Origin of the sequence: Microbacterium sp., assembly GCF_047606685.1 — a bacterium.
Lineage (GTDB): Bacteria > Actinomycetota > Actinomycetes > Actinomycetales > Microbacteriaceae > Microbacterium.
The window spans coordinates 1-22,724 of the sequence record NZ_JASGEC010000015.1; the positions used below are offsets into that span (position 1 = coordinate 1).

26 protein-coding genes are annotated in these 22,724 nt (G+C 71.0%); 10 read left to right on the forward strand and 16 right to left on the reverse strand.

What is annotated here, in order from left to right:
• Positions 1–507 (forward strand): enolase C-terminal domain-like protein (locus QM611_RS01665; protein WP_415078165.1); only part of this gene is annotated, 507 nt, incomplete at its 5' end.
• On the opposite strand, the gene QM611_RS01670 is transcribed toward QM611_RS01665, so the two are convergent.
• Positions 494–1,120 (reverse strand): TetR/AcrR family transcriptional regulator, encoded by a 627-nt coding sequence (locus tag QM611_RS01670; protein WP_415078166.1) that lies wholly within the window; start codon positions 1,118–1,120, stop codon positions 494–496. The genes QM611_RS01665 and QM611_RS01670 overlap by 14 nt on opposite strands.
• 64 nt (positions 1,121–1,184) lie before the next feature.
• Here QM611_RS01670 and QM611_RS01675 point away from each other — a divergent pair, with 64 nt between their 5' ends.
• Both QM611_RS01675 and QM611_RS01680 read left to right on the forward strand, forming a co-directional pair.
• Positions 1,185–4,028, forward strand: coding sequence for an MMPL family transporter (locus tag QM611_RS01675; RefSeq protein ID WP_415078167.1), 2,844 nt, complete (start codon positions 1,185–1,187; stop codon positions 4,026–4,028).
• Positions 4,025–5,983 carry a YhgE/Pip family protein gene (locus QM611_RS01680; protein ID WP_415078168.1) on the forward strand — a complete coding sequence of 653 codons (1,959 nt, stop codon included), beginning with the start codon at positions 4,025–4,027 and terminating at the stop codon, positions 5,981–5,983. Before QM611_RS01675 ends, QM611_RS01680 begins: the two co-directional genes overlap by 4 nt.
• Positions 5,984–6,003: 20 nt before the next feature.
• Here the strand turns inward: QM611_RS01680 and ccsB are convergent, their stop codons facing one another.
• The 8 genes from ccsB to QM611_RS01720 all read right to left on the reverse strand — a co-directional run bounded on the left by ccsB (position 6,004) and on the right by QM611_RS01720 (position 13,682).
• Positions 6,004–6,999, reverse strand: coding sequence for a c-type cytochrome biogenesis protein CcsB (gene ccsB / locus QM611_RS01685; protein WP_415078169.1), 996 nt, complete (start codon positions 6,997–6,999; stop codon positions 6,004–6,006).
• Positions 7,000–7,018: 19 nt separating this feature from the next.
• A complete protein-coding gene (locus tag QM611_RS01690; RefSeq protein ID WP_415078170.1) occupies positions 7,019–8,707 on the reverse strand; it encodes a cytochrome c biogenesis protein ResB in 1,689 nt (562 codons plus the stop codon).
• On the reverse strand, positions 8,688–9,431 hold the full coding sequence (locus QM611_RS01695; RefSeq protein ID WP_415078171.1) for a cytochrome c biogenesis CcdA family protein: 744 nt from the start codon (positions 9,429–9,431) through the stop codon (positions 8,688–8,690). The genes QM611_RS01690 and QM611_RS01695 overlap by 20 nt, the downstream gene beginning before the upstream one ends.
• A complete protein-coding gene (locus QM611_RS01700) occupies positions 9,428–10,030 on the reverse strand; it encodes a TlpA family protein disulfide reductase (RefSeq protein ID WP_415078172.1) in 603 nt (200 codons plus the stop codon). Before QM611_RS01700 ends, QM611_RS01695 begins: the two co-directional genes overlap by 4 nt.
• Positions 10,030–10,662, reverse strand: coding sequence for a histidine phosphatase family protein (locus tag QM611_RS01705; RefSeq protein WP_415078173.1), 633 nt, complete (start codon positions 10,660–10,662; stop codon positions 10,030–10,032). The genes QM611_RS01700 and QM611_RS01705 overlap by 1 nt, the downstream gene beginning before the upstream one ends.
• Before the next feature lie 100 nt (positions 10,663–10,762).
• Entirely contained in the window at positions 10,763–12,187 is a 1,425-nt protein-coding gene (locus QM611_RS01710) for a DUF222 domain-containing protein (protein WP_415078174.1), read from the reverse strand.
• A gap of 127 nt (positions 12,188–12,314) precedes the next feature.
• The gene (locus QM611_RS01715) at positions 12,315–12,698 is read right to left on the reverse strand and encodes a hypothetical protein (protein WP_415078175.1); all 384 of its coding nucleotides are present in this window, start codon (positions 12,696–12,698) and stop codon (positions 12,315–12,317) included.
• Between the two features lie 411 nt (positions 12,699–13,109).
• The gene (locus QM611_RS01720; RefSeq protein ID WP_415078176.1) at positions 13,110–13,682 is read right to left on the reverse strand and encodes an AAA family ATPase; all 573 of its coding nucleotides are present in this window, start codon (positions 13,680–13,682) and stop codon (positions 13,110–13,112) included.
• Between the two features lie 116 nt (positions 13,683–13,798).
• Between QM611_RS01720 and QM611_RS01725 the strand changes: the two genes are divergently transcribed.
• The 5 genes from QM611_RS01725 (at position 13,799) to aspS (ending at position 17,870) form a co-directional block, all read left to right on the forward strand.
• Complete coding sequence (locus QM611_RS01725; RefSeq protein ID WP_415078234.1) at positions 13,799–13,894, forward strand: hypothetical protein; 96 nt, start codon at positions 13,799–13,801, stop codon at positions 13,892–13,894.
• A 28-nt stretch (positions 13,895–13,922) separates the two neighbouring features.
• Positions 13,923–14,171, forward strand: a complete 249-nt coding sequence (locus QM611_RS01730) for a response regulator transcription factor (RefSeq protein ID WP_415078177.1) — start codon at positions 13,923–13,925, stop codon at positions 14,169–14,171.
• A complete protein-coding gene (locus tag QM611_RS01735) occupies positions 14,081–14,299 on the forward strand; it encodes a response regulator transcription factor (RefSeq protein ID WP_415078178.1) in 219 nt (72 codons plus the stop codon). Before QM611_RS01730 ends, QM611_RS01735 begins: the two co-directional genes overlap by 91 nt.
• Before the next feature lie 80 nt (positions 14,300–14,379).
• Complete coding sequence (malQ, locus tag QM611_RS01740) at positions 14,380–16,491, forward strand: 4-alpha-glucanotransferase (RefSeq protein ID WP_415078179.1); 2,112 nt, start codon at positions 14,380–14,382, stop codon at positions 16,489–16,491.
• A gap of 11 nt (positions 16,492–16,502) precedes the next feature.
• A complete protein-coding gene (aspS, locus tag QM611_RS01745) occupies positions 16,503–17,870 on the forward strand; it encodes an aspartate--tRNA(Asn) ligase (RefSeq protein WP_415078180.1) in 1,368 nt (455 codons plus the stop codon).
• Between the two features lie 19 nt (positions 17,871–17,889).
• Here aspS and QM611_RS01750 read toward each other — a convergent pair whose 3' ends face one another.
• The 6 genes from QM611_RS01750 to QM611_RS01775 all read right to left on the reverse strand — a co-directional run bounded on the left by QM611_RS01750 (position 17,890) and on the right by QM611_RS01775 (position 19,698).
• Complete coding sequence (locus QM611_RS01750) at positions 17,890–18,189, reverse strand: Dabb family protein (RefSeq protein ID WP_415078181.1); 300 nt, start codon at positions 18,187–18,189, stop codon at positions 17,890–17,892.
• Positions 18,186–18,458: a glutaredoxin family protein gene (locus QM611_RS01755; protein ID WP_415078182.1), complete on the reverse strand. Its 273-nt coding sequence runs from the start codon at positions 18,456–18,458 to the stop codon at positions 18,186–18,188. Before QM611_RS01755 ends, QM611_RS01750 begins: the two co-directional genes overlap by 4 nt.
• Positions 18,455–18,757, reverse strand: a complete 303-nt coding sequence (locus tag QM611_RS01760) for a rhodanese-like domain-containing protein (RefSeq protein WP_415078183.1) — start codon at positions 18,755–18,757, stop codon at positions 18,455–18,457. The genes QM611_RS01755 and QM611_RS01760 overlap by 4 nt, the downstream gene beginning before the upstream one ends.
• 25 nt (positions 18,758–18,782) lie before the next feature.
• Complete coding sequence (locus QM611_RS01765) at positions 18,783–18,881, reverse strand: 30S ribosomal protein bS22 (RefSeq protein WP_003792170.1); 99 nt, start codon at positions 18,879–18,881, stop codon at positions 18,783–18,785.
• Positions 18,882–18,953: 72 nt separating this feature from the next.
• Entirely contained in the window at positions 18,954–19,145 is a 192-nt protein-coding gene (locus tag QM611_RS01770) for a helix-turn-helix domain-containing protein (protein ID WP_415078184.1), read from the reverse strand.
• 139 nt (positions 19,146–19,284) lie between these two features.
• Positions 19,285–19,698, reverse strand: a complete 414-nt coding sequence (locus QM611_RS01775) for an ArsR/SmtB family transcription factor (RefSeq protein WP_415078185.1) — start codon at positions 19,696–19,698, stop codon at positions 19,285–19,287.
• Positions 19,699–19,764: 66 nt separating this feature from the next.
• On the opposite strand from QM611_RS01775, the gene QM611_RS01780 reads away from it, so the two are divergent.
• Together QM611_RS01780 and QM611_RS01785 are read left to right on the forward strand one after the other, a co-directional pair.
• A complete protein-coding gene (locus tag QM611_RS01780; RefSeq protein WP_415078186.1) occupies positions 19,765–21,195 on the forward strand; it encodes a TrkH family potassium uptake protein in 1,431 nt (476 codons plus the stop codon).
• Positions 21,188–21,859, forward strand: a complete 672-nt coding sequence (locus QM611_RS01785) for a potassium channel family protein (RefSeq protein ID WP_415078187.1) — start codon at positions 21,188–21,190, stop codon at positions 21,857–21,859. The genes QM611_RS01780 and QM611_RS01785 overlap by 8 nt, the downstream gene beginning before the upstream one ends.
• A 6-nt stretch (positions 21,860–21,865) precedes the next feature.
• On the opposite strand, the gene proC is transcribed toward QM611_RS01785, so the two are convergent.
• Positions 21,866–22,702: a pyrroline-5-carboxylate reductase gene (gene proC, locus QM611_RS01790; protein ID WP_415078188.1), complete on the reverse strand. Its 837-nt coding sequence runs from the start codon at positions 22,700–22,702 to the stop codon at positions 21,866–21,868.
• Positions 22,703–22,724: the final 22 nt, after the last annotated feature.

Here is a 22,724-nt window from a genome sequence, read left to right on the forward strand (position 1 = left end):
CTGGAGTACGTCGAGCAGCCGTGCGCGCAGCTCGGCGAGCTCGCCGAGCTGCGCCGCCGCGTCGCGCACATGGGCATCCCGATCGCGGCGGACGAGAGCGTGCGCAAGGCGGCCGACCCGCTCGCGGTCGCCCGCGCGGGCGCGGCCGACCTGCTCGTGCTCAAGGCGCAGCCGCTGGGAGGCGTGCGCCGCGCGCTCGCCCTCGCCGCGGAGGCGAGGCTGCCGGCGGTCGTCTCCAGCGCGCTGGACACCTCGGTCGGGCTGTCGATGGGGGTCGCGCTGGCCGCGGCGCTGCCCGAGCTCGACTACGACTGCGGGCTGGGCACGGCGTCGCTGTTCGCCGCCGACGTGTGCGACCGGCCGCTGCAGCCGGTCGCCGGCGAAGTCGCGGCCGGCCGAGTGGAGCCTGACCCGGCCCGGGTCGACGAGCACGCGGCCTCCGACCAGCGGCGCGACTGGTGGCTCGCACGGCTGGCGCGCTGCCACGCGTTGCTCACGGGGTCGTAGCGGGCTCCACCAGCACGGCGGCGAGCTCGGCCAGCCGCGCGTTGAGGCGCTCGTTGACCTCGGCCGCCGAGCACCCCTCGAGGGTCGCGCGCATGCACGTGTCTTCCGAGACATCGATCAACAGTTGCGCGGCCGAGTCGATCGGCATGCGCACACGCAGCCCGTAGGCGTCGGCCACGTGCTCGATGATCTCGATGATCCGCTCGCGCATCGCGTCCTGCCAGGCCAGGAACGCCTCGCCCAGCCGCGGGTCGCGCAGCGCCTGCGTGCGCATCTCGCTGATCAGCCGCGGCTCGAGGTCGCCGTCCAGCGACGAGCCCGCGACGAAGCGCACAGCCGCCGAGAGGTCGTCGAGGCTCGACGCGGCGAGCTCGCGCGCGCGGCCGGCCACGGCATCCATCTTGTTCTGCGCGAGCTGTGAGATGAGCGCGAAGAACAGCTCCTCTTTCGACTCGAAGTTCGAGTAGAAGGCCCCTCGGGTGAACCCGGCGCGCTCGCAGATCAGCTCGACGGAGGCGGCATCCATCCCGACCTCGCCGAACACCTCCTGCGCGGCGTCGAGGAGGAGCGCGCGCGTGCGCTCTCGTCCGCGGACCGGTGGTGCATTTGTCACCCGACTAGGATACATTGCTGTATTGGATACATCAGTGTATTGAGATTTTTCTCGCGGAGGCATCGTGTCCACTCTCCTTTTCTCGCTCGGCCGCTGGTCGTACCGCCATCCCTGGCGCGTGCTCGTGGCGTGGATCCTGCTGCTCGGCATCGCCGGCGGCGGCGTCGCCGTCTTCGCGCAGGGAACCGACAACACGTTCTCGATCCCCGGCACCGAGTCGGAGGCGGGGCTCGACCAGCTCGGCCGCAGTTTTCCGCAGGCAAGCGGCACGAGCGCGCAGTTCGTCATCGTCGCCCCCGACGCGCAGACGGTGATGGAGGCGGCGTTCCGCGACGAGATCGAGGCCACCATCGACCGGCTCGACGACCTCGACGGCGTGCTCGCCGTCACCGACCCGTACAGCGAGCTCGTCTCGGGGCTGGTCTCCGACGACGAGCGGGCCGCGATCGTGCGGCTGCAGTTCGAGGGGCAGTCCTCCACCATCCCGGCCCAGACCAAGACCGACCTGCAGACGATCTCGACCGAGCTGCAGGACGCCCTGCCGTCCGGCTCTCAGGTCGCCATCGGCGGCGAGCTGTTCGCGATGTCGGTGCCGTCGGTGTCGCTGACCGAGGCCGTCGGCGTGCTCATCGCGCTGTTCGTGCTCATCGTCACGTTCCGCTCGCTCGCGATCGCGTGGTTCCCCCTCGCCAGCGCGCTGATCGGCGTGGCGCTCGCGATCGCGCTCATCTTCGTCGCGACGGCGTTCGCCACGGTGTCCTCGACCACGCCGCTGCTGGCAATCATGCTCGGGCTCGCCGTCGGCATCGACTACGCGCTGTTCATCGTGGCGCGACATCAAGACCAGGTGCGCGCCGGCGTCGACGCGGAGGAGTCCGTCGCGCGGGCGACCGGCACCGCGGGGTCGGCGGTCGTGTTCGCCGGGGTCACGGTGCTCATCGCCCTTATCGGACTGGCGTTTGCCAACATCCCGTTCCTCACCACGATGGGAATCGCCGCCGCCGTCGCCGTGGCGCTCGCGGTGCTCGTCGCGCTGACTCTCACCCCCGCCCTCCTCGGCTTCGCGAAGGGGCGGGTCGTCGGGTGGAGGCGGCGCGGCGTTTCGTCCGAGCCCCAGACGAAACGCACCGGCTTCGCCAGCCGCTGGGTCGGCCTGGTCACTCGGCATCCCGTGGTCGCCACGGTGGCCGTCGTGGCGGGGCTGGGGCTTGCCGCCGTGCCCGCGACGAGCCTGTCGCTGTCGCTGCCCAACGCCGGCATGCAGCCGCGCTCCAGCGAGGCGCGCATCGCGTACGACCTCGTCTCCGAGCGGTTCGGCGCGGGCTTCAACGGCCCCATCATCATGACCGGCACAATCGTCACTTCGACCGACCCGGTCGCCCTCATGGAGGACATCGGCGCCGAGATCGAGCAGCTGCCCGGGGTGAAGACCGTGGCGCTGGCCACCCCGAACGAGACCGCCGACACCGGCATCGTGCAGCTGATCCCGACCACCGGCCCCGACGACCCGCGCACCGCCGAGCTCGTGCGCGAGCTGCGCGCCCAGCACGACCGCCTCCTCGACGAGTACGGCGTCGATCTCGTGGTCACCGGGTTCACCGCCGTGCAGATCGACATCTCCGATCGGCTCGGCGGGGCGCTGCTGCCGTTCGCGCTGTTCGTGGTCGGGCTCTCGCTGATCCTGCTGGCGGTCGTGTTCCGCTCGATCTGGGTGCCGGTTCTCGCCGCGGCCGGCTACCTGCTGTCGGTCGGAGCGGCGTTCGGCATCGTCTCGGCGGTGTTCATCCACGGCTTTGCCGCCGACCTCCTGCACGTCACGAAGATCGGCCCGATCATCAGCTTCATGCCGATCATCCTGATGGGCGTGCTGTTCGGCCTCGCGATGGACTACCAGGTGTTCCTGGTCTCGCGCATGCGCGAGGACTACGTCCACGCGCGCGACCGCGGCCGGGCGACCGCGGTCGCCGCCGTGCGGTCGGGCTACACGGCATCCGCTCGCGTCGTCACCGCCGCCGCGATCATCATGTTCGCGGTGTTCGCCGCTTTCGTCCCCGAAGGCGACGCGTCGCTCAAGCCCATCGCGCTCGGCCTCGCGGCCGGCATCGCCATCGACGCGTTCCTCGTGCGCATGACGCTCGTGCCCGCGGTGATGGCGCTGCTGGGCGAGAAAGCGTGGTTCCTGCCCCGCGTGCTCGGACGGATGCTGCCGAAGGTCGACATCGAAGGCGAAGCCGTCGAGCGCGAGCTGACGCTGCGCGACTGGCCGGCGGATGCCGCGGCGTACGCGCTGGCCGGAGACGGCGTCGCCGTGCGCGCCGACGGCGGCCGCACGGGCGCCATCGTGCTCTTCGAGGATGCCGCGTTCCGCGTGCGCCGCGGCGGCACCCTGCTGGTGCAAGGCGACGCGCGCGCCACGCGGGCTTTCCTGCTCGCCGTCTCGGGCCGCCTCGCGCCGAGCGCGGGGAGGCTGCGCGTCGGCGGACACCTGCTGCCCGGCCGCGGCCACTGGGTGCGCGCCCATGTCGGCGTCGCGCTGCTGGACGGCGTGTCCGATCCGGCCGCCGAGGTGCGGCGCGCGCTGGCGCGCGGCACCCGCATCGTTGCCATCGACGGCCTCGACGGCCTCGACGGCCTCGACCGAGACCGGGTTGCCGAGGCGCTGAGAGACGCCGCGTCCGCCCGCGACCCGCTCACCGTCGTGGCATCCACACACGGGCCGGCTCGAGCGCTCCTCGCCGACGCGCATCGCAACGATGCCGACGCGCTCACACTTTCCAGTCGCATCCCGAATGTCGGAGAATCGCGCCGAAGTCGGAGCATTCCGGCCGAATTCTCCGACATTGACGACATCCTCCGACCTTCCGCGCCCGAGTTGCGCACCGAGCACACCACCGAGGTGACCGTATGAACCGCATCACCGCAGCGATCGAGGGCGCCCGCCGCGTGACGTGGGTGACGATCGTCGGCGTCGTGCTGCTGCCGGTCGTCATCGGCGGACTGCTCGTCGCCGCGCTCTACAACCCCGTCGACCGGCTTGACGCGATGTCGGCTGCCATCGTCAACGACGACGAGCCCGTCACGATCGACGACCAGCTCGTGCCGCTGGGCCGGCAGCTCACCGCCGGGCTCGTCGAGGGGTCGGACGACGTGCCGAGCAACCTCGACTGGACGATCTCGAACGCCGACGACGCCGCAGCCGGCCTCGCCGACGGCCGGTACGCGGCGGTCGTGACGATTCCGCGCGACTTCTCGGCGGCGGCGACCTCCGTGCAGGACGGCACGACCGCGACGCAGGCGACCATCGAGGTCGAGACCGCGCCAGACGCGCTCGTGGTCGACGACGCGATCACCGCCACGATCACCCAGACCGCGGCATCCGTCTTCGGCCAGACGCTCTCCGAGACGTACCTGGAGAACGTGTTCGTCGGGTTCTCGACGCTCGGCGACCGGCTCGGCGACGCCGCAGACGGCGCCGAGCAGCTCGCCGACGGAGCCCAGTCCGCCGCCGACGGCGCGGCGCAGCTGCCGGACGGGGCGACCCAGCTCGCGAGCGGCGCGAGCGAGCTCAGCGACGGCGCGAGCGAGCTCGCCGGCGGGCTGAAGACGATCGCGCGCAAGACGCGCGAGGCAGGCTCAGGCGCGGGCAAGCTCGCCGACGGCCTGCGCGAGGCCGCCACGGGCGTCGTCAACAAAGACCTGAAGGATGCCGCGAAAGCCACCGCCCGAAACGCCGCCCAGGCCGCGAGCGACACGAAGGGCGTCGCCGAGGGCATCGGGGGCCTGCTGCAGCAGCACTGCGCGACCTCCGCCCCTGCCGACCCCGCGCTGTGCGCCGGGCTGAACGAGCTGCTCGCCGACGCGACGGCCGCCGCGACGAGCGCCGGCACGGCGTCCGGCTACGCCGCGCCGACGGCGAGCGGCATCTCCGAGCTCATGTCGCAGACCAGCGCCGGGCTGAAAAAGGCCGCCAAGAGCGTCGACAGCATGGAGTCGGGACTGGGCCTGCTCGCCGACGGCGTTGGCCAGTCGGCCGGGGGCGCACGACAGCTGTCCTCCGGCGCCGCGCAGCTCGGCGACGGGGCGACCGAGCTCGCCAGCGGCGCCGACCAGCTCGCCGACGGTGTGGCCGAGCTGGCCGACGGCACGGACGAGCTCGCCGACGGCCTCGCGAAGGCGGCCGACGCGGTGCCGGTGCACGACGACTCGTCGGCGAGCAACCTGGCCACCGTGCTCTCCTCGCCCGTGAAGACCACAGGACTGGGCACGAACCTGTTCGGCGCGTCGGCGATCCCGCTGCTGGCGATGCTCGCGCTGTGGGTCGGTGGCATCGCGTCGTTCGTCGTGCTGCGCGCCGTGCCGGGCGACGCGCTGACCTCGCGTCGCCCGTCGGCGGCACTGGCGTTGCGCACGCTGTGGCCCGCTGCGGCCATCGGCGCGGCGCAGGGGGCGCTCGTGTCAGGCGTCGTGCAGGCCGCCGCCTCGTACGACGTCGCGGAGTGGGCGCAGTTCGCCCTGCTGTGCGTGCTCGCCGGCGTCGCGTTCGCGGCTGTGAACCAAGCGCTGGTGGCCGTGCTCGGCGGCGCGGGCCGCTGGGTCGCCGCGGTCGTGGGCGTGCTCGCGGTGGCGACCGAGATCGTGTCGACCTCGCCGGGCGCGCTCACCTCGCTCGCGAGCCTGCTGCCGACCGCTCCGGCCTACTCCGCGATGGTCGGCGCGCTGACCCCGGCGGGCGGCGTGGGCGCGGGCATCGCCGGCCTCGCGATCTGGGGAGCGCTCGCGTTCGCCGTGACCACGGTCGCCGTCGCCCGACGCCGCACGGTGTCTCCGCGCGCGCTGCTGGAGCCGACGCCGCTCGTGGCGTGACCCGCGCGGCGCGCGCCGGGTCAGCTCAGGCCGGAGTAGGCGTGCAGGCCCTTGAAGAACATGTTCACGATCGTGAAGTTGAACATGACGGCCGAGAAGCCGATAATCGCGAGCCACGCCGAGCGCGTGCCGCGCCAGCCGCGCGTGGCGCGCGCGTGGATGTAGCCGGCGTAGAGCACCCAGATGACGAACGTCCAGACTTCCTTCGTGTCAAAGCCCCAGTACCGGCCCCACGCGTCGTTGGCCCAGATGGAGCCCGCGATGAGCGTGAACGTCCAGAAGATGAAGCCGATGATCGCGAAGCGGTACGCGAGCGACTCGAGGGCGTCGGCGGTCGGCAGCGTGCGCAGGAACCGCGGGCCGGGGTTCGCGACGGCCGCCGCGACGCGGTGCTCGCGCCGGGACTGCATGAGCTGGAGCACCGAGAGCGCGAACGCGAGCGCGAAGAACGCCGTGCCGAGGGACGCCACGAACACGTGCACCACCAGCCACACCGACTTCAGCGGGTCCATGAGCGGCACGACGTCGACGTAGAACGCGAGAGTGGCGCCGCCGAGCAGCAGCAGCACGAGCCCCGTCACGAAGACCCCGAGGAAGCGCAGGTCGTAGCGGAACAGCACCCCGAGGAACACCGCGACGATGAGCATCGTGCCGGTGAGTGAGAACTCGTACATGTTCGACCACGGCACACGCCCGGCCGCGATGCCGCGCAGCACGTCGGCGCCGACGTGGAAGAGGAGGGCCAGCACCGTCAGCGACGTGCCGATGCGCGCCCACACGTAGCGCGGGGGCGGCCCTTCGACAGGCTCAGAGGCCGAGAGCACGACTACATTGCGCCCGCCCGCGCCCACCCCCACCAACTCGCGCTCCTCGACGTCGCGCGCGGCGACCGCGAGCACCGAGCGCTTCGACAGGTCGAGCGTGTACGCGACGAACGCGAGCGCGTAGATCGCGATCGCTGTCCACACGAACAGGATCGAGACGTCGTCGAGCGTCAGCGAGGCGGGCACGGCCACAGTCTACGCTCGGCGCTCCTCAGCGCAGTTCCCCGTCGAGAGCGCTCGCGTGCCGGGCGGCGAGCTGGTCCACGGCGGCGCCGAGGGTCGGGTCATCGCCGCGGGCGAGCCCGGCGTACTCGATCCGCAGCGCCGAGCCTGCGGCATCCGCCCGCACCCACAAGCGTCGGCGCGGCACGAACAACGCGAGCAGCAGGCCGCCGAGCGCGAGGAGCGCAAACGGCAGCACCCACGGTCCCGCCGCGTCGTGGTGGATCGACAGCGACGCGAACCGCTTCACCGACTGCTCGTAGCCGTCAGAGCCGGCCGGCGCGGTGTTGTCGAACGTGATCGTGCCGAGGCCCTTCGGCAGGTCGGCGGTCTCGCCCGGCTTGAGCTCGATCGCGTCGACGCCGGTGTCGCCGCCGGCCAGTTGCGTCATCCCCGTCGTCTCCAGGGCGTACACCGACCGCGGCGTGCCGTCGTCGATGCCGAGGTCGCCGGAGAACACGTTGAACGTGAGCACGGGGTAGACGAGGTCGGGGAACACCGACGTCAGCGCGCCCGAGTCGAGCCGCTGCGCCGTCGGGTAGAAGAACCCGACGAGGCCGAGCTGCTCGGGCAGGCCGTCGGGCACCTTGACGACGCCAATCGAGGTGAGCCGCGTGTCCTGCGGCAGGAAGGGCACAGCGTCGTGGAACACGATCTCACCGTCGGCGTCGCGGATCGTGACGGTCGGCGCGTAGCCGTTGCCCATCAGGTAGACCCGGTCGGCGCCGATCGCGAGCGGCTCGTTGACCTTCACGACATCCTCTCGCGGCGTGCCGCCGACCGTCTGCGTCGTGAGGTTCGCCACGAAGTCGCCGGCCTGGCCGGCGCCATCCGTCCCCGGCGGCTGGTACGTGACGTCGAAGCGGTCGAGTGTGAGCGCGTACGGTTCAAGGCTTTCCGTGTCGACGAAGCGGCCGGGGTTGAACGACGAGTAGTAGGTGAGCGCGTTGACGAAGGTCGTGCCCTCCACGACGACGCGCTGGCCCGTGTACGTGAAGCCGCCGCCGAGCCCGACCGCGACGAGCACGCCGATGAGCGCGACGTGGAAGAGCAGGTTGCCCGTCTCGCGCAGGTAGCCGCGCTCGGCCGACACCGAGTAGTCGCCCGGGCCGTCGTAGCGCTCGACCCGGTAGCCGGACCGCTTCAGCTCGCGCTCGGCGAGCTCGACCGAGCGGCGCGCGAGGGCGTCGAGGTCGCGACCGGGCGCCGGCTCGACGAGCGCCTCGCGGTGGTCGGCGAGCCGGCCCAGGCGCGCGGGAGTGCGCGGCGGGCGGGCGCGGAGGGCGGCGAGGTGGTGCTTGGTGCGCGGAATGACGCAGCCGATCAGCGACACGAACAGCAGCAGGTAGATCGCCGAAAACCACGGTGACAGGTAGACGTCGAAAAGACCCAGCCTGTCGAGCACCGGGAACAGGTCGGGATTGTCTGCCTGCCACTGCGTCACGCCGTTCGGGTCAGCGCTGCGCTGCGGGAAGATCGATCCGGGCACGGCGGCGATCGCGAGCAGCAGCAGCAGCACGAGCGCCGTGCGCATGCTCGTGAGCTGCCGCCACGCCCAGCGGAGCCATCCGACAAGGCCCAGGGCGGGTTGCGCGATCGCCGGCTCGGAGTCGGCGTGGTCGTCGGGGCGCAACGGGTCTGTCACGTCAGCGGTCACGTCAGAGCGGGAGCGGGACACTGCCGACCACCCCCTGCAGCTGCGACATGAGCATGCCCCACACGCCCGTGACCATGAGCAGGCCCAGCGCGATAAGCAGTGCGCCGCCGACGAGGTTCACGGCGCGGATGTGCCGGCGGAGGAAGTCGACCGAGCGGGCCGCCCAGCCGAACCCGAGCGTGATGAGGACGAACGGGATGCCGAGCCCGAGCGAGTACGCCAGGCCCAGCACCGCGCCGCGCGCGGCCGATCCGGAGTCGAGAGACATGCCGAGGATCACCGCGAGAGTGGGGCCGATGCACGGCGCCCAGCCGAGGCCGAGCGCGAGGCCGAGCAGGGGCGCGCCGGCAAGCCCCAGGCCGCTGCGCACGCGCGGCCGCGCGATGCGCTGCGCGACGCCGAAGAACCCGACGAACACGAGGCCGAGGCCGATGATGACGACGCCCATGGCGCGCGTGAGCACGTCGCGGTACTCGAGAAGGAAGCGCCCGAGCGTGCCGCCGAAGATGTTGAGCGCCATGAACACCACGGTGAAACCGGCGACGAAGAGCACAACGCCCACGAGCAGCCGGCCCCGCGTGGGACGCACAGCAGGCCGCGTCGCGACGGCGCCGCCGATGAACCCGAGGTAGCCGGGCACAAGGGGCAGCACGCACGGCGAGAGGAACGACAGCAGCCCCGCGGCGATCGCGATCGGGATCGCGATCCACAGCGCCCCGCCGGCGACGGCCGACTCGATGCTCACGACGACTCCGCGAGAGTCTCGCGCACGAGCGTGGACAGGATCGACGCCTCCTCGACCTCGGAGATGATGCGTGCGGCGACCCGGCCCTTCCGGTCGAGCACGAGCGTCACCGGCACGGCCGTGAGCGGCGCGGAGTCGGCGAAGGCGAGCGTCAGCTGCGGGTCGTCGATCGCGATGAGGCTCGGATAGGTGACCGAGTACGTCTTCGCGAACGCCGCGGCAGTCTCGGGCTGGTCGTAGATGTTGACGCCGAGGAAGCTCACACCCTGGTCGGCGTACTCCTGGTGCACGGCCTCGAGCTGATCCGCCTCCGCGCGGCACGGTCCGCATGCGGCGTACCAAAAGTTCACGACGAGCACGTCGCCGGCGTAGTCGGCCTGCGAGACGCGCTTGCCCGCCTCGGTCGTTCCTTCGAACACGATCGGCTCGCCGCGCTCGGCCTCGGGAACGTCGACGACCCGGAACTCGCCCGCCACGAACCCCTTGTTGCTGCCCTCGCGGTACTCGGCGGCGAGCGGGTCTTGAGCGCACGCGGCGAGCCCCGTCACGAGGCCCGCGACGAGGACGAGGGATGCGGCCTTGAGCCCCCGCGCGCGCATCACACCGCCCCCACGTCGACGGCGCTCGCGGTGGCGGCGGGCGCCGCGTAGCCGACCTCGACCCACTCGCGGTTCTCGAGGCGCTCGAAGCTCGTGACGCTCGACAGCGCGCAGCGGCGGCGGCGCGGGTCGTGCCGCAGCGGCTCGCGGGCCACGGCGAGGTGGGTGATCCAGATCGGCGCCTGGTGCGACACGACCACGGCGTCTCCGCCGTCGACGGCGTCCCACGCGGCATCCATCGCCTCGCGCATGCGCGCCGCGATCGACGCGTACGGCTCGCCCCAGCTCGGCACGCTCGGCCGGCGCAGCCGCCACCAGTTGAGGGGATTGAGCAGGGCGCGCTTCATGCGCGTTCCCTCGAACTGGTTGGCTGGCTCGATGACACGCTCGTCGATGACCGGCTCGAGGCCGAACAACTCGGTGAACGGCTCGGCCGACTCGCGCGTGCGCTGCAGCGGCGAGGCGACGAGGCGCGTCACCGGCCGCCCCGTGTCGCGCACGTGCTCGGCGGCGGCACGCGCCATCCGTCGCCCGTCCTCACTCAGCCGGTAGCCCGGCAGCCGTCCGTACAGCACGCGCTGCGGGTTGAAAACCTCCCCGTGGCGCACGAGATGGAGGCGGTCGGCGGACACCGGGCCAGTCTACGCGGGCTGCGCGACCCCGACCCCACGCGCGGGGACAGCATCTGGATGACGCTTGCGCTGTAGCGTCGGCTTCTTGACGGCCCGCACGTCACGTCCGCCGGACCATGAGGCTCAGCATCCGCGTGCGCGACTTCGTGGTGCGCCTCCAGCGGCCGGAGCGGTCGAACCACACAGGTGCTCGGACCTCTGGGACGCCGCGGTTCATGCGGATATCCCACGGGCCTGTGTCGATGAATCGGTGGTGCGCCCAGCACAGCAAGACTCCGTTGTCCGTGTGGGTGGGGCCGCCCTTGGCGTGGTCCACCACGTGATGCACTTCGCACCAGGCCGCGGGCACGCCGCAGCCGGGGATGATGCATCCGCCATCGCGGGCGGCGATCGCCCGCCGTTGATGCCGATTGAACGTGCGCTCCTCGGTGCCGAGTCGCACGATCTTGCCGTTGTCGCCCTGGACGAGCCGTTGCAGCACGCCGCCGCACGCGATGTGAGTGGCGACGTGAAGCGACACCGGCTCATCGCATCCCTCGAGGAACGCCCAGCCCTCGCCACGCGCGAGATCTTCGGCGCGCGCCGTGACGACAAGCGTGGGAGCGGCACCGCCCAGCGTGGGCAGTTCGCCGCACGCGGCAGCCGCGAAGAGCGCGGTGGCCAACGCGTCGTGCTGCTTCTGCGGGTGCGTGCGCTCGTCGAGCGCCGCCAGATCGTCGCCCGCGGCACGCGTGCCGAGGTCGGTGAACCGCACCCCGCGCGAGTCGTCGACGTAGGGCGAGCAGACCGCGTCGAAGATGCGCTGCATCTGCGCGGCCACCTCGGGCAGAAGGCTTCCGTACAGCGGAACGACGCCATCTTTGACGCGCCCGAGCCGCACTCCGCGCCGAAAGGCGGAGTCTTTGTCGCGCGGTTCGGAGCCGTCGGGGTCGAGTGCTGCCGTCCACACCTGCGCCTGGAGCTTGAGGAGGTCGGCGCACGCCGGAGGCGCGGCATCCGGCCCCTCGCCGCGCGCGGCCGCCGCGAGCACCTCGTCAGCCAGCAGCACTTTGTCGCGGGCGACGCGGTCGCGCATGGCCAACAGCGGCCCCGCGACGGCGAGCACTCCGTCCACCCCGACCTCGCCGTCGAGCATCGCGTCTCGCATCGCGGGCAGTTTCGCAGGCCGCTCCTCTGCCGTGATCGGGTCCCACTCCGGAGCCACGGCCTTGGCGGCGCGCTCGAGCCGGCCGGCCGTTTGCGGAGAACAGCGCGTGAGGCGTTGAACGAGCTCGTTGACGTTGTGGCAGCCCACACGCGTGGTGAGCCGCGCGTCACGGGACAGCGCCCGCGACCGCTCGGCGAGTTCGGCGACGCTCTCGACCAAGAGCGCCTCGACCTCGCGCACCAGGTCGCCCGCCCGAGCCACCGCGCTGGCGAGCTCGTCATCGCTCGAGTAGTGGACAGCGTGTGAGCGAAGCGTCTCGCCGATGACCTCTGCCACCCGCGCGTGGAGGTCGCTGAGCGTGTCGGCGATGCTTTCCATACTCCCATTCTGGAGAGGGGGTACGACATTCACGTCCCAGGTCACGGGCTGAAAAAGCGCCTGTGGATAGAGCGCTCCGAGAGCGCCCTGTGGAGGAACACAGCCCCCCGCAAAAGCGCCCGACCGCTCAGGCATCCCGCTGGCAGGCGATGACGAACGCCGGGACATAGGCCGCGAGCAGCTGGTCGAGCAGCAGCGGGCTGGCCGCCATGAGATAGAGCACGATCGCTCCCGCCATGGGAAGCGCGCGTCGCGTGATGCTGCCGAGCGCGGCTGAGAAGACCACCATGAGCACGAGGCACACGGTGGCACTGAGGATGCCTCTGACGACGACCGTCGTCAGAGTCGATGCCGCACTCTCTCCGAGGACGAGAAACGTGATCCCGATCGGCGCGAGCACCGTTGCTGCGGAGAAGGGAAGCGCGACGACGACGAGAGCGACGGTCGCGGCGAAACGTTGAAGGCCGCGGTGCGGAACCGCAATCAGCGTTGTTCTGATCTGCCCGCCCACGTGCTCGGAGCAGGCGGCAACAACACCGAAGACATAGTCCGCCCACCGCCGGGGCGATCACCACGTCGCCGCGAAAGGCGGTGAACATGCGCATGCCGGCAAGGTCGGGCAAGTAGTTGGCCGCCGGAAAGCGCTGCGAGAGCAGGTACGTCACCGACACCGCGGAGAAGATCATGACGAGAACGGCCATCGGGACGATCCCATTGCGTGTCAGCACGGTGAGCCCGAAGCCCAGCAGCGCCATCAGCACCCAGTAGGCGATGGCGAGTTCGTTGAAGCCCGCGTCGGGGGTGAGGGCGGTCGTGAGGCAGACGAGCGCGGCAAGCCCCGTCGGCGCGACGAGTCCGACCGCACACGAGAACCAGACGACCGGCAGGGAGACGAGCTTCGACACCTCCGCACGCAGTGCCCTCATCGAGCGCCCCGCTCACCGGTGAGGGCGAAGAACGCGTCTTCGAGATCACGATGGCCTCCCACCACCGCGGGCAACGTGCCGTTTGCGACGATCCGTCCGCCGTGGATCACGACGGCATCGTCGACGATCGTGGCAAGCTCTCCCAAGAGGTGCGATGACAGCAGCACCGTGCGTCCGTTGTCGGCACGCTCGCGCAGAAGAGTCCGGACCCAGCGAATGTCCTCGGGGTCGAGGCCGTTCACCGGCTCGTCGAGCACGAGCGCTTCGGGGTCGGCGAGCAGCGCCGCTGCCCGCCCCAAGCGCCGCCCCATGCCGAGCGAGTACGTCTTGACCCGCTTGTTCGCCGCTGCAGTGAGGCCGACCAGGTCGAGCGCTTCCTCGACGCGAACATTCCCGATGCCGGCGGAACGCGCGATCCAACGCAGGTGCGCCCGACCCGTGCGGGCGCGATGCGCTCCCGAACCGTCGAGCATGAGGCCGGTCACCCGTCCGGGGAGAGCTGCGAAGGTGATGTCGGAGAGGATGTCGCGGGATCCGCGACGCCTGGAAACGCGGTCGAACGTGAGCATGGATCGAGCGTCGCGCGAGACGCGCGCGACGACAGCGTCGCGCCGTCGAGCAGCGCATCGAGGCATGGGCGCGCGAACAGGCGACGCAAGCGGAACGACTGCGGATCGCTCGGGATCTGCACGACCTCGCATCCCACGGTCTCGGACTGATCACGGTGCGGGCTGCGACGGCGACCCTCGCAGACGACGCGGAACGGCGACTCCGCGGTTGAGGAGGTTCGCCGGGTCAGGCCGGATGTTGTGCTCATGGATATTCGGATGCCCGGGCAGGACGGGATCGAGGCCACTCGACGCATCGCGGCCGATCCGTCGCTGGGCTCCGTACGCGTCATCGTCTTGACGGTGTTCGAGCACGACGAGTACGTCTACGGGGCGTTGCGAGCGGGGGGCGAGCGCACGTGGATGGACTCACCGAGCGGGAGACCGGGGTTCTCACACTGGTCGGAACGGGGCTGTCGAACACCGAGATCGCCGACACGCTCTCGGTGACGATCCACACGGTGAAATCGCATGTCGGCAGCCTGCTGAGCAAGCTCGGCGCCCGGGATCGGGCGCAGCTCGTGATCGCGGCGTACTCGAATGGCCTCGTCGACCGCGAGTCGCCTACTGCTTCGTGACGCACTCGATCGATCCGAAGAACTCGAACCGTCCGCGACGGGCCATCCGTTCCGGCAGGATGGACGTCTCAGGAGGAACCATGCACGAGTCCACCGCCGACGAGGCGAGCGCCGCCCTCGCCGAGCTCGCCGAGGCCCACGGCGTCTCGACCGCCTACTGGTCGTTCTACGGCGAGCACGTGCGGGTGCCCGCGTCGACCCTGCGCGCGGTGCTCGGCGCGATGGGCGTCGCCGCCTCGACAGACGCCGAGATCGACACCGCGCTGCGCGCGGCACACGACGGGCCGTGGCGCGCGCTGCTGCCCCCGTCGCTCGTCGTGCGCGAGGGGTCGGGCGACGTGTTCGTGTCGGTCGCCGACGGCCACGACGTCTCGGTGGAGGTCGAACTCGAGGACGGCACGCGGCGGGCGCTCGGCATCCCCGACCAGGATGCCGCCTCCCGCACGCTCGACGACGCGACCGTGTGGCGGGTGCGCGTTCCGCTGCCCGCCGACCTCCCTCTCGGCTGGCACCGGCTGCACGCCGTCGAGCGCGGGCACGACGGAGCGGAGAGCCGACGGGATGACTGCGTGCTCGTCGTCACGCCCAACCGCCTACCCGACCCGCCGTCGCGCCCCGGCAACGGCGGCCGCGCGTGGGGCGTCATGGCCCAGCTCTACTCGGTGCGCTCGCGCGGCTCGTGGGGCATCGGCGACTTCGCCGACCTGGGCGAGCTCGCCGCCGTGTCCGGCCAGCGGGGCGCCGACTTCTTGCTCGTGAACCCGATCCACGCGGCCGAAGTCACGTCGCCGATCGAGCCGTCGCCGTACCTGCCGGCCACCCGCCGGTTCGTGGCGGCACTGTACCTCCGGCCGGAAGACATCCCCGAGGCCGCGCGCCTCGACGCCGACGCCCGCGCTCGCGTCGAGCGTGCGCACGCGCGCGTCGCCGCGAGCAACGCCGACGCCTCGCACATCGACCGGGACGCGTCGTGGACGGCCAAGCGGGAAGCCCTGGAGGCGGTGTTCCTCGTGCCGCGCGACGCCGACCGCCAGCGCGCGTTCGCGGAGTTCGCCGCGCGCGAGGGCCAGGCGCTCGCCGACTTCGCGCTGTGGTGCGCGCTGCAAGAGCTCGACGCGGCGGAGTCCGCGCCCGAGCCCTCGGCAGAGCGCGTCGAGTTCTACTCGTGGCTGCAGTGGGTCGCCGACGAGCAGCTCGCCGCGGCGCAGGCGTCCGCCACGGGCGCCGGTATGCGCATCGGGATCATGCACGACCTCGCCGTCGGCGTGCACCCGCTCGGCTCCGACACGTGGTCGCGGCCGGACACGTTCGCGGCCGGGGCGTCGGTGGGCGCGCCACCGGACATGTACAACCAGCAGGGGCAGAACTGGAGCCAGCCGCCGTGGCTGCCCGACGCCCTCGCCCGCTCGGCGTACGCGCCGCTGCGCGACCTGTTGCGCGGGCTGCTGCGGCACGCCGGCGCGCTGCGGATCGACCACATCATGGGCCTGTTCCGGCTGTGGTGGATCCCTGACGGGCTCGGCGCGAGCGCCGGGACCTACGTGCGCTACGACCACGAGGCGATGATCGGCGTGCTCGCGCTGGAGGCGCACCGAGCGGGGGCTGTCGTGATCGGCGAGGACCTCGGCAACGTCGAGCCGTGGGTGCGCGACTACCTCGCCGCCCGCGGCATCCTCGGCACGTCCGTGCTGTGGTTCGAGCACGCTGATGGCGCGCCGCTGGCCCCCGAGCGCTACCGGCAGAGCGTGCTGGCGACCGTCAACACGCACGATCTGCCGCCGACGGCGGGCTACCTCGCGGGCGAGCACGTCGAGCTGCGCGCCCGCCTCGGCGTGCTCGAAGAGCCGCTCGTCGAGGCCCGCGAGAGCGCGCGGCGCGAGCGGGACACGATGGTCGGCCTGCTGCGCGAGCGCGGGCTGGTCTCGCCCGGCGCCGAGCCCGACGAGGAGGAGATCGTGGCCGGCTTGCACGCGTGGCTGGCGCAGTCGCCGGCGCGCCTGCTCGGGGTGGCGTTGGTGGATGCCGTCGGCGAGCGCCGCGCACAGAACCAGCCGGGCACGCACCGGGAGTACCCGAACTGGCAGGTGCCGCTCGCCGACGCGGAGGGGCGCGCCGTCCTGCTCGACGACCTCGCCCGCAACCCCCGGTTCCTGGCGCTCACCGCCGCCGTCGACGCGTCGCTGCGAGGATAGGCTTGACCCTCGTGAGTGAACGCGTCCTCGTCCAGCAGTTGCAGACCCGCCAAGACGGGCCCGTCTCGGTGTCGGGATGGGTGGAGACCGTCCGCGACCAGAAGAAGGTGCAGTTCGTCATCCTCCGCGACGAGACCGGAGCCGTGCAGCTGGTGAACCCGGCGACGCGCCCTTCGACAGGCTCAGGGGACGGGGACGCGAACGCGAACGCGGATGCCGCGGCGCAAGCCGCGCTCGCGCTGACCGACACGATCTCGAACCTCGCCACCGGCACGTTCCTCACGGTGCACGGCGCCCTCAAGCACGACGAGCGAGTGAAGCTCGGCGGCGTCGAGATCAAGGTCGGCTCGCTGGAGATCGCGGCGGCGGCGCTGCCAGAGACCCCGATCGCCGCCGACTCCGGCCTCGACAAGCGCATGGACTGGCGCTTCCTCGACCTGCGCCAGCGCCGCAACAACCTTGTCTTCCGCGTGCAGACGACCCTCGAGCACGCGATGCGGCAGTACTGGATCGACCGCGACTACATCGAGATCCACTCCCCCAAGCTCATGGCCTCGGCGTCGGAGTCGAACGCGGAGCTGTTCTCGCTCGACTACTTCGAAGACAAGACGGCCTACCTCGCCCAGAGCCCGCAGTTCTTCAAGCAGATGGCGCAGTCGGCGGGCTTCGGCAAGATCTTCGAGATCGGCGACGTCTACCGCGCCGACCCGAGCTTCACGTCGCGGCACGCCACGGAGTACACCTCGATCGACGCGGAGATCAGCTGGATCGATTCGCACGAGGACGTCGCGACGATGCAGGAAGAGCTGCTGCAGCACGCGTTCCAGGCCGTGAAAGACAAGCACGGCGCCGAGATCGAGGAGCTGTTCGGCCTCGAGGTCGTGGTGCCCGCCATCCCGTTCCCGCGCATCCCGCTCGCCGAGGCCCGCGAGATCGTGGCCGCGCGCGGCTACGAGATCCCGCGCGCCGACGGCGACCTCGACCCGGAGGGAGAGCGCCAGATCTCGGCGCACGTGCAGGAGGCGTTCGGCCACGAGTTCGTGTTCATCACCGACTACCACCCCGAGATTCGGGCGTTCTACCACATGCGCGACGACGAGACGGGGCTCACGAAGTCGTACGACCTGCTCTACAAGGGCGTCGAGATCACGACCGGCGCGCAGCGCGAGCACCGGGTCGACATCCTCGAGGCGCAAGCGCGCGAGAAGGGCCTCGACCCCGAGCACCTCGGCTTCTACCTCGACTTCTTCCGCTACGGCGCGCCGCCGCACGGCGGGTTCGGCATGGGCCTTGCCCGCGTGCTGATGCTGATGCTGGGCGAGTCGTCGATTCGCGAGGTGACGTTCCTCTTCCGCGGCCCGACGCGCCTCGCGCCCTGAACTCGCGAGCGGCGCCGGCTCAGACCTCGAAGTCGACCGCGACGCGGTCTGAGACGACCGAGCGCACGTACGCCACAACCGCCTGGTGGTCGGGATGCACGAGGTAGGCATCGAGCGCGGCCCGGTCGGCGAAGTCGGCGACAAGCGCGACATCCCAGTTTCCCCCGCCCACGACGTCGGGGCCGACCCGGATGTCGCCGATCGTGGGAACGACGCCGCGCAGCGCCATCAGGTCGTGCGAGATCTTCAGCGCCTGCGCTTCGCGCGTCGCCGCGTCGTCGGACGCCAGCTTCCACGCGACGACGTGCCGCAGGGTCATCGACGCACCTCGACGGCTGCCCGCAGCGCCGCGCGCAGGCGGTCTGGCGAGACGCGCCAGTGCGCGTGGAGCTCGCCGTCGACGAGCAGGACGGGAATCTTCTCCCACCACAGCTCGTGCAGCACCGGGTCGTCGAGGATCGAGGTCTCCACGACCTCGATGCGCTCGGCGACGTCGGCCGGCAGGTCGGCGAGCACCCGCTCGACGACCTCGTGGGCGACGTCGCACAGGTGGCAGTCGGGTTTGCCGATGAGAGTGAGCGTCGTCACCGCTGCGCGCCCTCGACCGGGTACCCCGCGGCGATCCACGCCTGTGTTCCGCCGTCGACGTTCGTGGCGTCGTGGCCGCGCGCCTCGAGCGCCTCGACGACGCGGCCAGAGCGCCCGCCGAGGGCGCAGATCACGTCGAACGCCCCGTCCGGCAGCTCGTGCAGCCGCTCGCCAAGCGACGACATCGGCAGGTTGACCGCGCCGGGCACGTGGCCCGCGGCGAACTCGTCAGTCTCGCGCACGTCGATGAGGGGCACGCCCTCGCGCTCGCGCAATTGCTGCACGGTGATCGACCTCATGTCAGAGGCGTTCTCGGCGGCGCCGTTACTTCTTGTTGCGGCGCTGGTGGCGAGTCTTGCGAAGCAGCTTGCGGTGCTTCTTCTTCGCCATCCGCTTGCGGCGCTTCTTGATGACAGAACCCACGAAAACCTCACTGAGTCGGAGACCGAGGCGCAGCCCACTGCGCCCGGAAAGGACGGAAAACCTCGGAACAGTCTAGCCGACGTCGGCGATGGGGCGTTGCAGGGCGTCGGTCACAGCGGACTCGGGCACGCGGTACGAGCGCCCGAAGCGCACGGCGGGCAGCTCGCCCGCGTGCACGAGCCGGTACACGGTCATCTTCGACACGCGCATGATCTCGGCGACCTCGGCGACGGTAAGGAATCGCACGTCAGGCAGTTCCACCATCGTTCTCCCTTATCCCCAGTGTGATTGCTCCCACACTCTATTGGGTGAATGCGACGCGTGTAAACATGTGTGGTCTATGTGCCCGCTGTGGCCCGACCTATGCGCCCGCTGTGACTCCGCGCCAGCGCGCCGCCCGATCCTATGAGCCGAGCTTGCGCAGCGCGCCGGTGACCGCGTGCTTCGCGGACGCCGCGGCACGGCCGATGCCCTCCGCCGCGCGCACGGCGGGCTCGGGCAGCGTCGCTGTGACAGCCGCGGCGACGGCGGCGGCATCCGACTCGTCCAGCAGGAACGGCACCAGCCAGTCATCGACCTCCTCGAGGGGCCCCGTGGCGATGCTGTAGAACCGGTGCTGGCCCTCCTCGCGCACCGACACGAGCTGCGCTTCGCGCAGCACCTTGAGGTGCTTGGAGACGGTGGGCTGGCTGACGCCGAGCTCTTGGACGATCTGCGACACGCTGGTGCCGCGTTCGCCGCCGCCCAGGCGCTCCCGAAGCAGCTGCAGGATGTCGCGCCGCGTGCCGTCGGCGATCACGTCGAAGATGTCGGCCATGTGCTCAGATTAGTCGCGCGCCGCGCGGAGTACCATGACGGAGGTCTCGAAGCGAAGGGGGGCCACATGGCGGCGGACCCGTTGCTCGAGCGCGCGCGGGGGCACATCAGCCGCCTGTGGGGCGGCATCCGCACGCTGACGACGGCCTCCCCCGCGCGCTTTGCCGTGCTCGTGTTCCTCGTGCTGATCCTGCTGTTCACGAGCCTGTACTCGCTGCCGGCAGCATCGGCGGACGGCACCCGAACGCGATTCGCCGATGCCTTGTTCACTGCCGTCTCCACGATCTGTGTCACGGGACTTGCCACCGTCGACATGCCGACCCACTGGTCGGCGTTCGGGCACGTGCTCACCTACATCGGCGTCAACGTGGGCGCGCTCGGCGTGCTCACGCTGGCGTCGATCCTGGGCATGATCATCTCCAAACGCCTTGGCCTGCGCGCGAAGCTCATCGCCGCCGGCGACTCGAACCCCATGCGCGCGCACGGCGGTCCGGTCAACGAGGGCCAGACAGTGCGCCTGGGCGAGGTGGGCCAGCTGCTGGCGACCGTCGCGCTCTCGACGCTCGTGATCGAGGCCGGCCTGACCGTGCTGCTGTACCCGGCGTTGATCTGGGCGGGCGTCGATCCGCTCGCCGCGCTGTGGGAGGCGCCGTACTACGCCGGGATGGCGTTCACGAACACCGGATTCGCCCCCAACCCCGAGGGCATCGTCCCGTTCGGCGACGACTATTTCCTGCTCGGGATCCTGATGACCGGCGTCTTCCTGGGGTCGATCGGCTTCCCCGTGATCTTCACTCTCTGGCGGCACCAGTGGCGCTTCCGCCGGTGGTCGCTGCACGCGAAGCTCACCATCATCACCACCGTGCTGCTGTTCGTCGTCGGTGCGCTCGTGCTCATCCTGCTGGAGTACGACAACCCGCGGACGTTCGGCGCGATGAACGCCTGGGACACCATGTTCCAGTCGTTCTTCCTGTCTGCCAACACACGCTCGGGGGGGTTTGCGACGATCGACATCAGCGAGCTGAACGGATCGTCGCTCGTCGTCAGCTCGATGCTGATGTTCGTCGGAGGCGGTTCCGCCTCGACTGCCGGCGGCATCAAGGTGACGACCCTTGCCGTCTTGGCGCTCGCGGTGTGGTCGGAGGCCAAGGGCCGCCAGAGCGTGGAGGCGTTCGGCCGCCGCATCCCGAGCGACGTCCAGCGTGTCGCGCTCTCCATCGTCGCGTGGGGCGCGACGATCGTCGCCCTCTCCACAATCGCCATCACCCAGCTCACCGGCGCTCCCGTCGAGAACGTGCTGTTCGACGTCATCTCGGGCTTCGCGACGGTGGGGCTGTCGACGGGGCTCACCCAGGAGCTGCCCGATGCGGGAATCTACGTGCTAGCCCTCACCATGTTCATGGGCCGCGTTGGTACAGTGACTCTCGCCGCGGCGGTGGCCGCGACATCCCGTTCGCAGCTGTACTCGCTGCCCGTGGAAAGGCCGATCGTTGGTTGAGCAGATCCGCGGCGACGCTCCCGTTCTCGTCCTCGGCCTGGGCCGCTTCGGCGCCGCATGCGCGGGCGAGCTCGACCGGCTCGGCCGCGAAGTGCTCGCGATCGATGCGAGCCTCGATCTCGTGCAGAAGTGGTCGGAGCGCGTCACGCACACCGTGCAGGCCGACGCGCGCAACATCGACGCGCTGAAGCAGATCGGGGCGCAGGACTTCCAGGTCGCCGTCGTCGCGACCGGGTCGTCGATCGAGGCGTCCGTGCTCATCACCGCCAACCTCGTCGACCTCAAGGTGCCGCAAATCTGGGCGAAGGCGGTGTCGCAGGCGCACGGGAAGATCCTCGCCCGCGTCGGCGCGAACCACGTCATCTACCCCGAGCGCGAGGCCGGCGAGCGCGTCGCGCACCTGGTGAGCGGGCGGATGCTGGACTTCATCCGCTTCGACGACGACTTCGCCCTCGCCAAGCTGTACCCGCCGAGGTTCATCCGCGGCGTCGGCCTGAACGAGTCGGGCGTGCGCACGAAGTACAACGTGACCGTCGTCGGGGTCAAGAGCCCCGGCAAGCCGTTCCGCTACGCCGAGGCCGACACGATCGTGACAAACCACGACCTCATCATCGTGTCCGGCACGAACTCCGACATCGAGCGGTTCGCCGCCCTCGACCGCTGAACGCCCTCATCCGCCAGCGGCGAGCTCGCGGGCCCGCGCGAGCGCGGCATCCGTCGCCTCGTCGAACGCCCCCCGCAGTCGATCCTGGAAGACCGCGATCGCGCGCTCGGTCGTGCCCTTCGGGCTTGTGACGCGCCGCCGCAGCTCTGCGGGATCCTCCCGAGTCTCGTCCAGCAGCGCGCTCGCGCCAATGAAGGTGTGCTCGGCCATGAGCCGCGCGTCGGCCTCACTGAAGCCCTTGGCCACGGCGGCGCGAGCGAGCTCCTCCACGAACAGGAAGACATAAGCCGGGCCCGAACCCGAGATCGTGGACAGCGCGTCGATCTGAGACTCGGGAAGCTCGACCACCACCCCGCACGTCTCGAACAGCCGGCGCACGACGGCGACGTCGGCGGCGGTCGCGGTGGTTCCCGGCGCGAGCCCCGTGACGCCCTTGCCGACGACGGCGGGCGTGTTGGGCATCGACCGCAGGACGGCGACCTGCGGGCCCAGGATGCTCTCGAACGTGTCGATCGTGACGCCCGCGGCGAGGCTGACCACAATCGTGCCCGGCCGCAGCACCGGCGCGATCTCGCGGAGAAGGTCGGGCGTCAGGGCCGGCTTCACCCCGACCAGCACGATGTCGGCTCGCGCCGCGGCGTCCGCGTTCCCAGACGGCTGGTGCTCGAGCGCGATGCTCGTGACGCCGTCGAGGCTGGCGAGCGCTGCGGCTTTGGCCGCGCTGCGATTGGTCACCGTCACGCCGCCGGCGGCGAGTCCGGAGCCGACGAGGCCGTGCAGGATGGCTCCGCCCATCGAGCCGGCGCCGAGGATCGCGATGGGGGGAAGGACGTCGCTGGGCATGCCGCCATCCTATTCTCGCGGG

Coding starts and splice junctions, on each gene's coding strand:
- QM611_RS01680 (WP_415078168.1), top strand. CDS start 4,025: ATGAACCGCATCACCGCAGCGATCGAGGGCGCCCGCCGCGTGACGTGG.
- QM611_RS01700 (WP_415078172.1), bottom strand. CDS start 10,030: ATGCGCGCGCGGGGGCTCAAGGCCGCATCCCTCGTCCTCGTCGCGGGC.
- QM611_RS01710 (WP_415078174.1), bottom strand. CDS start 12,187: ATGGAAAGCATCGCCGACACGCTCAGCGACCTCCACGCGCGGGTGGCA.
- QM611_RS01720 (WP_415078176.1), bottom strand. CDS start 13,682: ATGCTCACGTTCGACCGCGTTTCCAGGCGTCGCGGATCCCGCGACATC.
- malQ (WP_415078179.1), top strand. CDS start 14,380: ATGCACGAGTCCACCGCCGACGAGGCGAGCGCCGCCCTCGCCGAGCTC.
- QM611_RS01750 (WP_415078181.1), bottom strand. CDS start 18,189: ATGACCCTGCGGCACGTCGTCGCGTGGAAGCTGGCGTCCGACGACGCG.
- QM611_RS01760 (WP_415078183.1), bottom strand. CDS start 18,757: ATGAGGTCGATCACCGTGCAGCAATTGCGCGAGCGCGAGGGCGTGCCC.
- QM611_RS01770 (WP_415078184.1), bottom strand. CDS start 19,145: ATGGTGGAACTGCCTGACGTGCGATTCCTTACCGTCGCCGAGGTCGCC.
- QM611_RS01775 (WP_415078185.1), bottom strand. CDS start 19,698: ATGGCCGACATCTTCGACGTGATCGCCGACGGCACGCGGCGCGACATC.
- QM611_RS01780 (WP_415078186.1), top strand. CDS start 19,765: ATGGCGGCGGACCCGTTGCTCGAGCGCGCGCGGGGGCACATCAGCCGC.
- proC (WP_415078188.1), bottom strand. CDS start 22,702: ATGCCCAGCGACGTCCTTCCCCCCATCGCGATCCTCGGCGCCGGCTCG.